This is a genomic window from Pectobacterium hainanensis (genome assembly GCF_046237015.1).
In the GTDB taxonomy this organism is placed as follows: domain Bacteria; phylum Pseudomonadota; class Gammaproteobacteria; order Enterobacterales; family Enterobacteriaceae; genus JBJYIN01.
Window position 1 is genome coordinate 210781 of record NZ_JBJYIN010000001.1, and the last position, 15101, is coordinate 225881.

13 protein-coding genes are annotated in these 15101 nt (G+C 50.3%); 1 reads left to right on the top strand and 12 read right to left on the bottom strand.

What is annotated here, in order from left to right:
- Window positions 1–2: 2 nt before the first annotated feature.
- The 8 genes from sucD to sdhC all read right to left on the bottom strand — a co-directional run bounded on the left by sucD (window position 3) and on the right by sdhC (window position 9903).
- On the bottom strand, window positions 3–878 hold the full coding sequence (sucD, locus tag ACKPVM_RS01125) for a succinate--CoA ligase subunit alpha (protein WP_409306310.1): 876 nt from the start codon (window positions 876–878) through the stop codon (window positions 3–5).
- Window positions 878–2044: an ADP-forming succinate--CoA ligase subunit beta gene (gene sucC / locus ACKPVM_RS01130; protein ID WP_409306311.1), complete on the bottom strand. Its 1167-nt coding sequence runs from the start codon at window positions 2042–2044 to the stop codon at window positions 878–880. Before sucC ends, sucD begins: the two co-directional genes overlap by 1 nt.
- 135 nt (window positions 2045–2179) lie before the next feature.
- Window positions 2180–3400: a 2-oxoglutarate dehydrogenase complex dihydrolipoyllysine-residue succinyltransferase gene (odhB, locus tag ACKPVM_RS01135; protein WP_409306312.1), complete on the bottom strand. Its 1221-nt coding sequence runs from the start codon at window positions 3398–3400 to the stop codon at window positions 2180–2182.
- Window positions 3401–3417: 17 nt separating this feature from the next.
- A complete protein-coding gene (gene sucA / locus ACKPVM_RS01140) occupies window positions 3418–6225 on the bottom strand; it encodes a 2-oxoglutarate dehydrogenase E1 component (protein WP_409306491.1) in 2808 nt (935 codons plus the stop codon).
- A 448-nt stretch (window positions 6226–6673) separates the two neighbouring features.
- Window positions 6674–7390: a succinate dehydrogenase iron-sulfur subunit gene (locus ACKPVM_RS01145; protein ID WP_409306313.1), complete on the bottom strand. Its 717-nt coding sequence runs from the start codon at window positions 7388–7390 to the stop codon at window positions 6674–6676.
- Between the two features lie 16 nt (window positions 7391–7406).
- A complete protein-coding gene (gene sdhA / locus ACKPVM_RS01150; RefSeq protein ID WP_409306314.1) occupies window positions 7407–9173 on the bottom strand; it encodes a succinate dehydrogenase flavoprotein subunit in 1767 nt (588 codons plus the stop codon).
- The gene (sdhD, locus tag ACKPVM_RS01155; RefSeq protein WP_409306315.1) at window positions 9173–9520 is read right to left on the bottom strand and encodes a succinate dehydrogenase membrane anchor subunit; all 348 of its coding nucleotides are present in this window, start codon (window positions 9518–9520) and stop codon (window positions 9173–9175) included. Before sdhD ends, sdhA begins: the two co-directional genes overlap by 1 nt.
- The gene (gene sdhC, locus ACKPVM_RS01160; RefSeq protein WP_409306316.1) at window positions 9514–9903 is read right to left on the bottom strand and encodes a succinate dehydrogenase cytochrome b556 subunit; all 390 of its coding nucleotides are present in this window, start codon (window positions 9901–9903) and stop codon (window positions 9514–9516) included. The genes sdhD and sdhC overlap by 7 nt, the downstream gene beginning before the upstream one ends.
- A gap of 661 nt (window positions 9904–10564) precedes the next feature.
- On the opposite strand from sdhC, the gene ACKPVM_RS01165 reads away from it, so the two are divergent.
- Window positions 10565–11851, top strand: a complete 1287-nt coding sequence (locus tag ACKPVM_RS01165; RefSeq protein WP_409306317.1) for a citrate synthase — start codon at window positions 10565–10567, stop codon at window positions 11849–11851.
- A gap of 96 nt (window positions 11852–11947) precedes the next feature.
- Here ACKPVM_RS01165 and nei read toward each other — a convergent pair whose 3' ends face one another.
- The 4 genes from nei to pxpB are packed head-to-tail and all read right to left on the bottom strand — an operon-like array spanning window position 11948 to window position 15070.
- On the bottom strand, window positions 11948–12739 hold the full coding sequence (nei, locus tag ACKPVM_RS01170) for an endonuclease VIII (RefSeq protein WP_409306318.1): 792 nt from the start codon (window positions 12737–12739) through the stop codon (window positions 11948–11950).
- A 24-nt stretch (window positions 12740–12763) separates the two neighbouring features.
- The gene (gene pxpA, locus ACKPVM_RS01175; RefSeq protein WP_409306319.1) at window positions 12764–13501 is read right to left on the bottom strand and encodes a 5-oxoprolinase subunit PxpA; all 738 of its coding nucleotides are present in this window, start codon (window positions 13499–13501) and stop codon (window positions 12764–12766) included.
- On the bottom strand, window positions 13491–14420 hold the full coding sequence (pxpC, locus tag ACKPVM_RS01180) for a 5-oxoprolinase subunit PxpC (RefSeq protein ID WP_409306320.1): 930 nt from the start codon (window positions 14418–14420) through the stop codon (window positions 13491–13493). Before pxpC ends, pxpA begins: the two co-directional genes overlap by 11 nt.
- On the bottom strand, window positions 14414–15070 hold the full coding sequence (pxpB, locus tag ACKPVM_RS01185) for a 5-oxoprolinase subunit PxpB (RefSeq protein WP_409306321.1): 657 nt from the start codon (window positions 15068–15070) through the stop codon (window positions 14414–14416). Before pxpB ends, pxpC begins: the two co-directional genes overlap by 7 nt.
- Between the last annotated feature and the right edge of the window lie 31 nt (window positions 15071–15101).

Sequence of the window (15101 nt, forward strand, 5' to 3'; positions counted from 1 at the left end):
AATTATTTTGGGTATAATACCGATTTAACTGCCTCACCGATATCAGCCAGACTGCGCACGGTTTTCACCCCAGCCGCTTCCAACGCAGCAAATTTATCATCGGCAGTACCTTTACCACCGGCAATAATCGCTCCCGCATGCCCCATACGTTTGCCTTTTGGCGCCGTTACGCCTGCGATGTATCCGACAACCGGTTTAGTCACATGATCTTTAATGTATGCTGCGGCTTCTTCTTCTGCGGTGCCACCGATTTCACCGATCATAACGATGGCTTCCGTTTGTGGATCCTGTTCAAACAATTTCAGGATGTCGATGAAATTGGAACCGGGGATAGGATCGCCACCGATACCTACACAGCTGGATTGCCCCAGACCAGTATCCGTTGTCTGTTTTACCGCTTCATACGTCAACGTACCAGAGCGGGAAACAATCCCCACCTTACCCGGCAAGTGGATGTGTCCCGGCATAATGCCAATCTTACATTCGCCCGGCGTAATCACCCCTGGGCAGTTCGGGCCAACCATCCGAACACCGCTTTGTTCCAGTTTGACCTTCACCGTCAGCATATCCAGCGTTGGGATACCTTCAGTGATACAAATAATCAGCTCGATACCTGCGTCAATCGCTTCCAGAATGGAGTCTTTACAGAACGGAGCGGGAACATAGATAACCGATGCGGTCGCGCCCGTCGCTTCGACAGCCTCACGTACCGTATTAAATACGGGCAGACCCAAATGTTCCGTACCGCCTTTACCCGGCGTTACCCCACCAACCATTTGCGTACCGTAAGCAAGCGCTTGCTCAGAGTGAAATGTCCCCTGACTACCGGTGAAGCCCTGACAGATAACTTTGGTATTTTTGTTGATCAGAATGGACATTATTTACCCTCCGCTGCCGCAACAACCTGCTGAGCCGCGTCTGTCAGACTGGTTGCTGCAATGATATTCAGGCCACTATCCGCTAATTTTTTAGCGCCGAGCTCTGCGTTATTCCCTTCCAGACGGACAACAACAGGTACGTTAACGCCCACTTCAGCTACCGCGCCGATAATGCCGTCAGCGATCAGGTCACATCGAACAATGCCGCCAAAGATATTGACCAGCACAGCTTTCACTTTGTCATCGGACAGAATGATTTTGAACGCTTCGGTCACACGTTCTTTCGTCGCGCCACCGCCGACATCCAGGAAGTTAGCCGGAGCGCCGCCGTGCAATTTAACAATGTCCATGGTGCCCATCGCCAAACCGGCACCGTTCACCATACAACCAATGTTGCCATCCAACGCCACATAGTTCAGTTCCCACTGTGCAGCATGTGCTTCACGGGAATCTTCCTGACTCGGATCACGCATTTCACGCAATTCTGGCTGACGGAACAACGCGTTACCATCTACCCCCAGTTTTCCATCCAGGCAAATTAAATCGCCTTCTTTGGTGATGACCAGCGGGTTAATCTCTATCAGGGCCAGATCGCGTTCCAAGAATATCTTTGCCAGTCCCATAAAAATTTTAGTGAACTGAGCAACCTGTTTACCACTTAAACCCAATTTAAAGGCTAATTCGCGCCCTTGATAAGGCTGTGGCCCAGCCAGCGGATCTAACGCGGCTTTATGGATCAGCTCAGGCGTTTCTTCCGCGACCTTCTCAATTTCAACGCCACCTTCGGTAGAAGCCATGAACACTACGCGGCGCGTACCACGATCGACCACCGCGCCCAAATACAGTTCTTTATCAATATCGGTAGCCGCTTCAACCAGGATCTGGTGAACGGGTTGCCCATTTGCATCTGTCTGGTAAGTCACCAGATTTTTACCCAACCAGTTTTCTGCAAACGCACGAATATCTTCTTTATTACTCACGACTTTCACGCCGCCCGCTTTACCACGGCCACCAGCGTGAACCTGACACTTAACAACCCACGGGCCCGCACCAATCTTTGATGCAGCCTCTTCGGCTTCGCGCGGGGTCGTGCAGGCATAACCGGTTGGTGCCGGTAAACCATATCGAGCAAAGAGTTGTTTTGCCTGATATTCATGTAAATTCATGATGTTCTATCCATTTAAGTTTGAAGAGAGGACGCAAGGCTCTCTGATATTTTTGGATAAAGCCGTTAATAAGAACGGCCTGCATAGCACACATTTTCAGGCAGTAAGCCTTTACTGGCTTACCGCCTTATTCGATCAAACGTCCAGCAACAGACGAGCAGGGTCTTCTAACATTTCTTTCACGGTGACGAGGAAGCCTACGGATTCACGTCCATCGATCAGGCGATGATCGTAGGACAGCGCCAGATACATCATCGGCAGGATAACCACCTGACCGTCCACCGCCATCGGGCGATCTTTAATCGCATGCATACCGAGAATCGCACTTTGCGGCGGGTTGATGATAGGCGTTGACATCAACGAGCCGAATACGCCACCGTTAGTAATGGTAAAATTACCACCGGTTAACTCTTCAACCGTTAATTTTCCATCGCGCCCCTTCACTGCCAAATCTTTGATTCTCTTCTCGATATCAGCCATACCCAAGGCATCAACATCACGCAGAACCGGCGTAACCAGACCGCGAGGCGTTGATACAGCGATGCTGACATCAAAATAGTTGTGGTAAACCACATCTTCGCCATCAATGGATGCATTGACTTCCGGATAGCGTTTCAGCGCTTCGACCACCGCTTTGAGATAGAAAGACATGAAGCCCAAACGCACACCATGACGTTTCTCGAAAGCCTCGCCGTATTGCTTACGCAGATCCATAATAGGCTGCATATTGACTTCGTTGAACGTCGTCAGCATCGCCGTGCTGTTCTTCGCTTCCAGCAAACGCTCTGCCACGCGTTTGCGCAGACGCGTCATCGGAACACGTTTTTCACTACGGTTACCCAGAGCCGGCGCTGAAGGGGATGTAGCTGGTTTCTCTTCTTTCTTCGCGCTTTTTTTCTGTTCAGCCAGATGTTTATCAACATCTTCGCGGGTAATGCGCCCACCGACACCACTGCCTTTAATCGCGGCGGCATCAAGGTCGTGTTCTGCAATCAGGCGTCGAATAGCCGGGCTGAGTGCTTCATTGTTCTCTTCTTCCAGTGCAGCCGTATGGCGCTGAGCAGGAGTAGATTCCTTGCTCTGCGCTTTCTCACTGGTTTCTTTACCGGAGCTGTCACCGGCGCGCAAACGACCCAATACCTGGCGAGACGTTACCGTGGCGCCTTCATCTTCCAGAATCGCATCCAGAACACCAGCCTCGGAAGCAGGGACTTCCAAAATAACTTTATCCGTTTCAATTTCAACCAGAATGTCGTCACGTTCGACGCTATCACCGGGTTTCTTGTGCCAGGTTGCCACTGTGGCGTCGGCAACCGATTCAGGCAAGTCGGGAACGAGAATATCTACGCTACTCATTATCTATCCTTTTTTATTTAATCAACGTTCAGCGCGTCATTAACCAGAGCTTGTTGTTGTTGCTGATGCACAGACAAATAGCCGACAGCAGGCGAAGCCGATGCCGGGCGTCCGGCGTAACGTAAAGATGCGCCAAAAGGAATCACTTCACGGAAATGATGCTGACTGCAATACCAGGCACCTTGATTCAGCGGCTCTTCCTGACACCACACAAAGTCATGTACATGAGCAAATGGCTCAAGTACCGCCTGAACAGCCTGATGCGGGAACGGATAAAGCTGTTCGATACGCACGATGGCAACATCTTTCTGTTCGTTCTTACGACGCTGTTCCACTAAATCATAGTAAACCTTACCGGAACAGAGAACGACACGTTTGATAGCCTTGGGATCCAGATCATCGACTTCACCAATTGCTGGCAGGAATTGACCGTTAGCCAACTCATCCAGAGACGAGATAGCCAGCGGATGACGCAGCAGCGATTTCGGCGACATAACAATCAACGGACGGCGCATACCACGCAGAGCCTGTCGGCGCAGCATGTGGTAAACCTGAGAAGGCGTTGACGGAATACAAACCTGCATATTTTGTTCAGCACATAATTGCAGATAGCGTTCCAATCGAGCAGAAGAGTGCTCCGGCCCCTGCCCTTCGTAGCCATGCGGCAGCAACATCACCAGACCACACATCCGTCCCCATTTCTGCTCACCGGAACTGATGAACTGATCGATGACCACCTGCGCGCCATTGGCGAAATCGCCAAACTGCGCTTCCCAAATAGTCAGTGTCCGAGGTTCCGCCGTGGCATAGCCATATTCAAAAGCCAATATCGCTTCTTCGGACAGGACTGAGTCCCAAACGTTGAATATACCCTGTGCGTTATGGACATGGCTCAATGGCGTATAGCTTGAGCCATTTTTCTGATTGTGGACGACAGCATGACGGTGGAAGAACGTTCCTCGTCCAGAATCTTCACCAGAAAGACGAATTGGAATGCCATCATCGACCAGCGTTGCGTAAGCCAGATTCTCTGCCGCGCCCCAGTCGAACGGTTTATTTCCCTGCGCCATTTCGGCCCGATCATTGTAAACTTTGGCAACACGAGGGTGAATATCGATGCCTTCTGGCACCTCGCTGATGCGTTTGGCAAGCTCCTGCAAACGTTTCATTTCAACTTTGTGCGGATACGGTTCATCCCATTCGTGGTTTAGATAAGGCGTCCAGGTAAAGGACTGCATATCCATCTCTCGCCACTCTTCAACCACACATTCACCACCATCCAACGCATCACGATACAGATTAACCATTTCGGTTGCGTCTTCCAGCTTAATGACTTTTTCATCCTCCAGACGATCGGCATACACCTTACGTGGCGTAGGATGCTTTTTGATCTTCTGATACATCATCGGCTGAGTCGCACTTGGCTCATCCGCTTCATTATGACCGTGTCGGCGATAGCAAATCAGATCGATAAAGACATCGCGTTTAAAGGTGTTACGGAAATCAAGCGCCAAACGGGTCACGAAGGCAACGGCTTCAGGATCATCCGCATTAACGTGGAAAATCGGTGCCTGAACCATCTTACCGATATCGGTACAGTATTCCGTCGACCGAATATCCAGCGGGTGAGACGTGGTAAACCCAATACGGTTATTAATAACGATACGCAGTGTTCCGCCGACTTCATAGCCACGTACCGTCGACATATTCAGCAACTCTTGCACCACGCCTTGTCCACTGATCGCCGCATCACCATGAATAGTAATGGGGAGTACACGGGGACCACTCTGGCTACCTAAACGATCGAGGCGAGCACGAACCGATCCCGTGACTACCGGACTCACAATTTCCAGGTGAGAGGGGTTAAACGCTAACGCCAAATGCACCAGCCCACCCGCAGTATCGAACTCAGAAGAGAAACCCTGGTGATATTTCACATCACCGGTGCCCAAATGCTCTTTATGCTTACCGGCAAACTCATCAAAGAGATCCTGAGGTTTCTTACCTAATACGTTGACCAGCACATTGAGACGACCACGGTGTGCCATCCCCAAGACCACTTCGCGAGTACCGTTACTGCCGGCATGCCGAATTAACTCTTTTAGCATCGGGACCAGTGCATCGCCCCCTTCCAGCGAGAAACGTTTAGCTCCAGGGTATTTAGCCCCCAGATAACGTTCCAACCCTTCCGCCGCGGTCAATTCTTTCAGGAACCGGCGTTTTTCTTCCACCGAAAATGACGATTGCCCCATCACCGATTCGATGCGCTGCTGAACCCAACGTTTCTCTTCCGTGCTGGTGATATGCATGTATTCCGCACCAATAGACCCACAATAGGTCCGTTTCAGCGCGTCATACAGATCCGCCAGCTTCATGGTTTCTTTACCAATGGCAAACGAACCCACATTGAAGCTTTCCTGCAAATCATCCTGAGTCAGGTTGTGATAATCCAAATCCAACTCAGCGACAGGAAGTTGAGGACGTAGATCAATCGGATCCAGATTCGCCTGCTGATGCCCGCGAAAACGGAATGCGTTGATCAATTGCAGCACTTTGACCTGTTTGGCATCGATATCAGGATCGGTAACTGATGAGGTAAAACGTGACGAGTCTTTCGCTAAACGACGGAAATAGTCACGTGTTTTGGAGTGGAGTTGATCTGGCTTGACCCCAGTAGTCGGTAATTGCTGGAAGATCGAGCGCCAGCTGAGATCGATAGAATCCGGATCGGTTAAAAAATCTTCATAAAGCTGTTCTATGTAGGACTGGTTCGCGCCCGCCAGATAGGAGGAATCCAGCCAGGCCTTCATTGCGCCGTTCTGCATCATGATCCCTTAAGCTAATAAGCTTCAGTTTTCGCCGTGGTTAACATGTCATTCGTGCCGTATAAAATCAGTTGCCGTAAACGGTTCACTTGTCGTACATCGGTACGCGCTATCAGGGTATCCCACCCTTTAAGGAACCTTTAAAAACCGGTTCTGGCGCGTAAGCCGGTTTTTAAAGGTTTCCTGCAACCCTCTGGCAATACAGAACCAGAGGGCGTACATGTTTTATACCCGTCATACTTCAAGTTGCATGCGCGTTGGCTACGTTCAGTCACCCGAATCACTTACTCAAGTAAGCTCATCGGGATTCCTTCTCTTGCCGCCTTCCTGAAACTTGAATTATTTAGGGTATAGGCTTCTTACCTTTTGCTGCAAACACACTACTGCTTACCGCAAATACTCTACTGCAAATGCTCTACCGCTTTTTCTTCAAAACAACACGGTGCACTCAAGCACTACGCTGTAACAGCATTGACTTGATGTGGCCGATAGCTCGCGTCGGGTTAAGCCCTTTCGGGCACACATTGACGCAGTTCATAATGCTATGGCAGCGGAAAACGCTAAAAGCATCGTCCAGATTATCCAATCGCGGTTTGGTTTCTGTATCACGGCTATCAATCAGGAAGCGGTATGCTGCCAACAGCCCTGCCGGTCCGACAAACTTATCCGGGTTCCACCAGAACGACGGACAAGATGTTGAACAACAGGCACACATGATGCATTCATATAGCCCATCCAGCTTCGCACGCTGTTCCGGAGATTGAAGATGTTCACGCGCCGGTGGATTTTTCCCATTATTCAACAGGTAAGGTTTTATTTTCTCATATTGAGCATAGAATTGTCCCATGTCTACCACCAAATCGCGGACAACGGGTAATCCAGGCAAAGGACGAATCACAATCTTATTACTGCCACGCCTTAACGCCGAAACCGGGGTAATACAGGCCAGACCATTCTTACCGTTCATGTTGACACCGTCAGAACCGCATACGCCTTCACGACAGGAACGACGAAATGACAGCGTCGGGTCCTGTTCCTTCAGCAAAATCAGCGCGTCCAGCAACATCATGTCGCGTCCTTCTTCCGCTTCCAGCGAATAATCCTGCATACGCGGCGCATCATCAACATCCGGGTTATAACGATAAATAGAAAATTCGAGTTTCATCGTCTGATCTCCGCTATTAATAGGTACGTATTTTCGGCGGGAAAGCCGGACGTAGTTTAGGTTGCATGTTGACCTCACGGCGCGTCATGCTATCGGTATGCGGCAGATACAACGAATGACATAACCAATTTTCATCATCACGTTCAGGATAGTCGAAACGGCTGTGAGCGCCACGGCTTTCGGTCCGGAAATTGGCCGAAACGGCTGTTGCATAAGCAGTTTCCATCAAATTGTCCAATTCCAGGCATTCAATGCGCTGAGTATTGAACTCTGTTGACGTATCATCCAGACGTGCATTTTTCAAACGCTCGCGAATCACTTTCAACTCTTCCAGCCCTTTCGCCATCGCATCCCCTTCGCGGAAGACCGAGAAGTTATTTTGCATACAGGATTGCAACGCTTTGCGAATATCGACCGGATCTTCACCAGAACGCGTGTTGTTCCAACGCGTTAAGCGATCGAGCGAAGCCTCAATATCCGACTCGCTGGCATCACGGCTTGCCCCCTGCTCGTCCAGTGACTCTTGCAGATGCATACCGGCTGAACGCCCAAAGACCACCAGATCGAGTAACGAGTTCCCCCCCAGACGATTTGCACCGTGTACTGATACACAGGCGATTTCACCCACGGCGAACAAGCCTGGAATGACGACATCTTCACCCTTCTCATTAATCGTCAACGCCTGCCCACTCACTTTGGTCGGAATCCCGCCCATCATATAGTGGCAAGTTGGAATAACCGGAATCGGTTCTTTAACCGGATCGACGTGAGCAAAGGTACGAGACAGTTCCAGAATCCCCGGCAGACGCGATTCCAAAACTTCTTTCCCCAGATGATCCAGTTTCAGTTTGGCATGCGGCCCCCACGGCCCTTCACAACCACGCCCTTCACGGATCTCGATCATGATGGAACGGGCGACAACATCACGCCCTGCCAAATCTTTGGCATTCGGCGCATAACGTTCCATAAAGCGCTCGCCGTGCTTATTCAGCAGATAACCGCCTTCGCCACGACAACCTTCCGTGACCAGCACCCCTGCTCCCGCGATGCCTGTCGGATGGAACTGCCACATTTCCATGTCCTGCACGGGCACGCCAGCACGTAGCGCCATTCCCACACCATCACCGGTATTAATGTGCGCATTGGTCGTAGACTGATAAATGCGCCCCGCGCCTCCTGTCGCCAGTACGGTTGCTCGCGCTTTGAAATAAACCACTTCACCAGTTTCGATACAAATCGCAGTACACCCAACTACTGCGCCATCCTGATTTTTCACCAGATCCAGCGCATACCATTCGGAGAAAATGGTGGTGTGGTTTTTCAGGTTCTGCTGATACAGCGTATGCAGCAATGCATGCCCGGTACGGTCAGCCGCCGCCGCCGTGCGCGCAGCCTGCTCACCGCCAAAATTTTTGGATTGTCCGCCGAATGGACGCTGATAAATACGACCATCATCAAGACGTGAGAACGGTAATCCCATGTGTTCCAGTTCCAAAATCGCTTCCGGACCGGTTTTACACATATATTCAATGGCATCCTGATCGCCGATATAGTCTGACCCTTTTACCGTGTCATACATGTGCCATTCCCAATTGTCTTCGTGGGTATTACCCAGCGCCACGGTAATACCGCCCTGAGCAGATACCGTATGGGAACGGGTTGGAAAGACTTTGGATAACAACGCACAGGAAAGACCCATTTGGGAGATTTGCAGTGCGGCTCGCATACCTGCGCCACCGGCACCGACAACAACAGCATCAAACTCTCTGACTGGCAAATTCATTACGCACCCCACACCACGATAGTTCCATAAATGACATACACCAACAGCGTTACCACGATCGCCAACTGTAAAGTCAGGCGCAAAGCGAGCGGTTTAATGTAGTCGGTCAGCACTTGCCACATCCCTATCCATGCATGTACCAGGATGGAAAATAACGTTAACAGTGTGAAAACCTTGGTGAGAGACATAGCGAAGAAGCCATGCCAGACGTCATAAGTCAGTTCGCTGGCGCTCACAATAAAACCAACGATATACAGCACATACAACACGATGACGATGGCAGAAGCGCGAATCAGCAACCAATCGTGTACGCCATTACGTCCTAATGCAGAAGCATTGCTTACCATACAAGGACTCCAGCCAGAAGTGAAAGCACGACAGTAATAATAAAGGAGAGCGTTGCAGAACGTTTACCCGTGGCAAGATCTTCTTCTATATAGCCGAAATCCATCATCAGGTGACGTAAGCCACCGACAATATGGTAGGCCAATGCAGTAAGAATGCCCCAGACGATGAACTTAGCAATGAAACTATTCATCATTGCGGCAGCCTGAAGGAAACCTTCCTCAGAAGAAAGAGACAGGCCGAGTAGCCACAGTAGAATGCCAACGGCAACAAAGGTAATAACGCCAGAAACGCGGTGAAGGATAGAGGCTATCGCAGTAACGGGAAACTGGATCGTCTGCAATTCCAGATTGACAGGTCTTTGTTTTTTCACAGATTTGCCCACACAGCTTTTATTATTGTTTCTTCCTCCGGGCCTGGATGAGGTCAGACAGCATGAAAGTTGAAAACCTTGGAACGAGGTTTTCGGTACGCGCTCAAACATCGACATTCCGGTGTCTAAACAGCGCATGATCCCTTCATACTGGGTGCGCCTACTGCAGGGTATTCCGGAGACCTGGCGGCAGTATAGGTCCTTCACATTCCCATTACAATTCCCATACAAACCGTTTGGTAACATTTCCCTTGAATAGTGATTTAGGTCACGATTTTCACAATTTATATAAAATTAATTATCTTATTTGACAAAACTTAAACATTTAAATTACAACTAGGGCACTAAATTTCTTATGATGTATTAATGCAAACATAGTTACGCTTCCCCACTGGCACAACTTATGTAACAGTGGACGGAGAGAACCCACGTAAAAGTCATAGATAATGACTACAATAAATTCCGAGAATTAAATCCCGAGAATGGTTAATTACCTGGAGAACGATGTTTTCATCCTGAATGTGGCGGGCCTACGACCCATCGCCCTGCTCTGTGCCCTTATCGACAAAACGTGTCGCAACAGAGTTTCATCGGTAGCGAGTGCTCCGGTGTGCAGGCATGACGGTATTTCTTCGGTGAAAATTTAAAAATTAAAGCGCTAAGGAGACTGTAAATGGCTGATAAAAAAGCAACACTTACTCTAGATGGCAAAGATCCAATCGAGTTAAATGTCCTGTCCGGTACGCTTGGGTATGATGAAATAGACATTCGTCCCCTTGGTTCTAAAGGCCTGTTCACCTTTGATCCTGGCTTCACTTCTACTGCGTCTTGCGAATCTAAAATTACCTATATCGATGGTGACGAGGGTGTTTTATTACACCGTGGTTATCCCATCGCCCAGTTGGCAGAAAAATCCAACTATCTGGAAGTCTGTTACATCCTGCTATTTGGCGAGGCACCAACGCCAGAACAATACGAAACATTTAAAACCACGGTAACCCGCCACACGATGATTCATGAGCAGATTACACGTCTGTTCCACGGCTTCCGTCGTGACTCTCACCCAATGGCGGTGCTATGTGGTGTGACGGGCGCACTGGCAGCGTTCTATCACGATTCCCTGGATATCAGTATTGAGCGTCACAGAGAAATTGCAGCGTATCGTCTGCTATCAAAAATGCCGACCGTTGCCGCGATGTGTTACAAGTATTCGCTGGGACAACCCTTTGTTTATCCAAGAAACAACCTGTCCTATGCCGGTAACTTCCTGCACATGATGTTCTCTACGCCTTGTGAAGAATATGTGGTCAATCCCGTGTTAGAACGTGCAATGGATCGAATTTTGATTCTGCACGCCGATCACGAACAGAATGCGTCGACGTCTACCGTGCGTACTGCCGGTTCTTCCGGTGCCAACCCATTTGCTTGTATCGCCGCAGGGATCGCCTCGTTGTGGGGGCCTGCGCACGGTGGGGCCAATGAAGCTTGTTTGCGTATGCTGGAAGAAATCAGCTCCGTTGAACACATCCCGGCCTTCATCGAACGGGCAAAAGATAAGAACGATTCTTTCCGTCTGATGGGCTTCGGTCACCGCGTTTACAAAAATCACGATCCACGCGCCACCGTTATGCGCGAGACATGCCATGAAGTATTAAAAGAGTTGGGCCGCAAAGATGACCTGCTGGAAGTGGCAATGGAGCTGGAAAATATCGCCCTGAACGACCCGTACTTCATTGAGAAGAAACTGTATCCAAACGTCGATTTCTACTCAGGCATCATTCTCAAAGCAATGGGCATTCCTTCTTCCATGTTCACGGTTATTTTTGCCATGGCACGTACGGTAGGCTGGATTGCACACTGGAACGAAATGCACGACGACGGCATCAAGATCGCTCGTCCACGTCAGTTGTATACGGGTTATGACAAACGTGATTTTACGTCCAATTTGAAAAACGACTAATCCACCCTCGATGTGAAAAGAGGCCGGAAACTCCGGCCTCTTTTATTGTGGCAACTTTTCTTCTATCAATCTTTCGCTCTTCGCGCTCATACCCTTTTAGTTCTGACAGAACGGACACCAGTAAAATGGCCGTGATGCCAGAGACGTTTTTTCAATAACGTTGCCACAACGTTCACATAGCTCTCCGTCCCGATGAAAAACCTTGAACGCAAACACTGCACCGTGGTGACGATTCTCGTCCACGCTTCCGCGCGTGTTGTAAGACAAACGAGGAATATCAATCAATGCCTGACTCAACGCATGTCGTTCAGACTCATTCAACTGCTGTGCGGTACGCTGTGGTGCCAGTCTGGCATGCCAGAGAATTTCCACACGCAAATAATTGCCAAGCCCAGCCAAAAATGATTGATCGAGCAACAATCCACTAAACTGGCGACGGCGAAAACGAGGCAACAATAGCCTTTCCTGCACCGTATCCCGGGTCAACGTCAGATCGAGCACGTCAGGACCGATACGTTGTAAAAAAGGGTGTGTAGCAATAGTTTCACGGGTCAACATGTGAATATCGGAAGCGCTATAAAGCAAAATGGCAGCATCCTGCGTTTCCAATCGGATTCGCAAATCGCGTTTCGTTTGTGGCGTTTCACCCGCATTGACAACGCGCCACACGCCATAGAGCTGGTTGTGGCTGTAAAGCACCAATCCATTACTAAAGTAAGTCAGCAGGGCCTTACCACGGGTAACAATTTGCTCAATGTGCTGCCCGATTAATACTGATTCGTACTGTTTTAATTCAGGAAAGGCAAACCAAACGTGGCGCAATGTTTTACCCGCTGCTGCGGCAACAAGTTTATCCGCAGCACGACGAATCTCCGGTCCTTCCGGCATGTTTTCTCCAATAACAAAATATCGTTATGCTGCCGCTACCCGTATCTGATGTTGAGTGAAGCAGTGGCGTAACTTACGGGCAAATGTCAACGCATGCTCACCATCGCCGTGAACGCAGACCGTATCAGCCTGAACGGGCACCCAGGAACCATCGCTAGCCCGTACTCGCTGTCGCTGAATCATTTCCAACGTTTGCGCCAACGCCAGTTCATCACTGTTGATCAACGCACCAGACTGCTGACGAGGAACCAGCGATCCATCAGATTGATAACACCGATCGGCAAACACTTCCTGACGAGTAACCAAGCCAAAACGTCGCCCAGCGCGAATTAATTCACTGCCAGCCAACCCGACTAAGCGCAATGCGGGGTTAATCGCCTTCACCGCCCTGGCTATCGCGTCCGCCAATGCCGGATCGTCTGCCGCCTGGTTATAGAGCATGCCATGTGGCTTCACATGTGACAGCTTGCCCCCCTCGGCCATCACAATGGCATTCAGAGCACCAAGCTGATAAAGCACCTGCGCAAACACGGTCTCCGCGGGCAAACTCATCGCTCTGCGTCCAAAATGCTCACGATCGTGAAACCCAGGATGAGCCCCCAACGATACGCCATAGTCAATTCCCCAACGTACTGACTGCCGCATGGTCTGCGCATCACCAGCGTGAAATCCACAGGCAATATTGGCCGAACTCACTAACTTCAGCAACGCTTCATCGTTCGAGCCACCTTCGCCCAGATCGGCATTCAGATCAATAATCATTCAGCCTCCACGCCAGTTGCTCCAGATAACGCTGCTGTTCTTGAGCCGCCCGCTGAGCATCATCCAGCGTACAACGAATAAAATGTATCGGTTCGCCGAGGCGGATCTGGGCCAAATGGAAAAGATCGGCTTCAATCACACAGGCAATTCGCGGATACCCTCCCGTCGTCTGAGCATCGGCTAATAGCACGATGGGATAACCATTATGTGGCACTTGCACCACCCCTGGTAATAATCCATGTGACGACATTTCACGCGGTGTCGTTCGTTGCAATTCTGGCCCACGAAGCCGGTACCCCATGCGGTTACTCTGTGGACTCAATTGCCAGGGAGTCCGCCAGAATGTTTCCTGCGCTTGTTCACTAAACGCCTGATACTCCGGCCCCGGTAACGCCCGCACGCGATTCCCAAACAGCAGTTGTTTAACCCCAGTTTCCCTAAGCGGCAATCGAGTCGGCGTTCCCAACGCAAGCACATCACCATCTGCCAGTAAACGACCAGCAAAACCGCCAAAACCCGCTTTCAAATCGGTACTACGCGATCCAAGGGCTTCAGGAACATCGATACCGCCAGAGAACGCCAGATAACTACGCATACCATGTCGCGGTAAGTGCATTTTCAGTGTTTGTCCGGCTTTTACCGCAAAACGCCAACCGGTCCATAACGGTTTGCCATCCAAATTGGCATGACAATCCGCGCCCGTTAGCGCGATCCAACAGGGTGAGGTAAAAGTGGCAACAAATTTTCCCAGCGTCACTTCCAGCGCTGCCGCGCCCTCTGGATTACCAACCAACAGATTCGCCAGTTTCAACGCAGGGACATCCAACGCGCCAGACTGACTGATCCCCAAACGACGAAATCCCTGACGTCCGGTATCCTGTACGGAGGTATGCAACCCGGCATGGATAATTTTCAGCATATGCCCTCCTTCTGTGGTACAAAGCGCACATTATCACCAGGTCGAAGCAAAGTCGGCGGCATGGTGTCCGGGTTGAATAATGTCAGCGAGGTGCGACCAATCAGTTGCCACCCTCCTGGCGTAGCCAACGGATAAATCCCCGTTTGTGCGCCGCCGATTCCAACCGAACCGATATCGACGCGCAAACGAGGTTCCGCCCGTCGCGGAGTATGAAGGCGCTCATCCAATCCGCCCAGATAGGCGAACCCCGGTTGGAATCCAAGAAAATAAACGACGTAATGCGCAGCGGCGTGGGCTTCAACCACCTGACGTGCGGTCAAATGGCAATGTTGAGCCACGATGTCCAGATCCGGCCCAAATTCGCCGCCATAAACAACGGGAATCTCAATATCACGCGGTTCAAGCACCCGCGACTCGCTGTCTTCCCACCATTTTTGCAGCCACTCAATGGCATCAAGCGCAACATGCTGTGGATGTTCCAGCAATACGGTCAGGTTATTCATACCGGGGATCGCTTCCTGTACCTCAGTATGATGATTCAAACGTTCGGCCAATCCCCAGATACGCTGTTGCGTTTGCAACGTCATCGGCGGCTCCAACTCCAGAACGACCGTTTTTTCACCTAACAGATAACACCGGGCTCTTTGCAATGTCTTCTCCCCAATGACTTTCCCCCATCGC

What these genes read in the sequence shown, in the direction of transcription:
- sucD (WP_409306310.1), bottom strand. Translation starts at nt 878, where the DNA reads ATGTCCATTCTGATCAACAAAAATACCAAAGTTATCTGTCAGGGCTTC.
- sucC (WP_409306311.1), bottom strand. Translation starts at nt 2,044, where the DNA reads ATGAATTTACATGAATATCAGGCAAAACAACTCTTTGCTCGATATGGT.
- odhB (WP_409306312.1), bottom strand. Translation starts at nt 3,400, where the DNA reads ATGAGTAGCGTAGATATTCTCGTTCCCGACTTGCCTGAATCGGTTGCC.
- sucA (WP_409306491.1), bottom strand. Translation starts at nt 6,225, where the DNA reads ATGCAGAACGGCGCAATGAAGGCCTGGCTGGATTCCTCCTATCTGGCG.
- ACKPVM_RS01145 (WP_409306313.1), bottom strand. Translation starts at nt 7,390, where the DNA reads ATGAAACTCGAATTTTCTATTTATCGTTATAACCCGGATGTTGATGAT.
- sdhA (WP_409306314.1), bottom strand. Translation starts at nt 9,173, where the DNA reads ATGAATTTGCCAGTCAGAGAGTTTGATGCTGTTGTTGTCGGTGCCGGT.
- sdhD (WP_409306315.1), bottom strand. Translation starts at nt 9,520, where the DNA reads ATGGTAAGCAATGCTTCTGCATTAGGACGTAATGGCGTACACGATTGG.
- ACKPVM_RS01165 (WP_409306317.1), top strand. Translation starts at nt 10,565, where the DNA reads ATGGCTGATAAAAAAGCAACACTTACTCTAGATGGCAAAGATCCAATC.
- nei (WP_409306318.1), bottom strand. Translation starts at nt 12,739, where the DNA reads ATGCCGGAAGGACCGGAGATTCGTCGTGCTGCGGATAAACTTGTTGCC.
- pxpA (WP_409306319.1), bottom strand. Translation starts at nt 13,501, where the DNA reads ATGATTATTGATCTGAATGCCGATCTGGGCGAAGGTGGCTCGAACGAT.
- pxpC (WP_409306320.1), bottom strand. Translation starts at nt 14,420, where the DNA reads ATGCTGAAAATTATCCATGCCGGGTTGCATACCTCCGTACAGGATACC.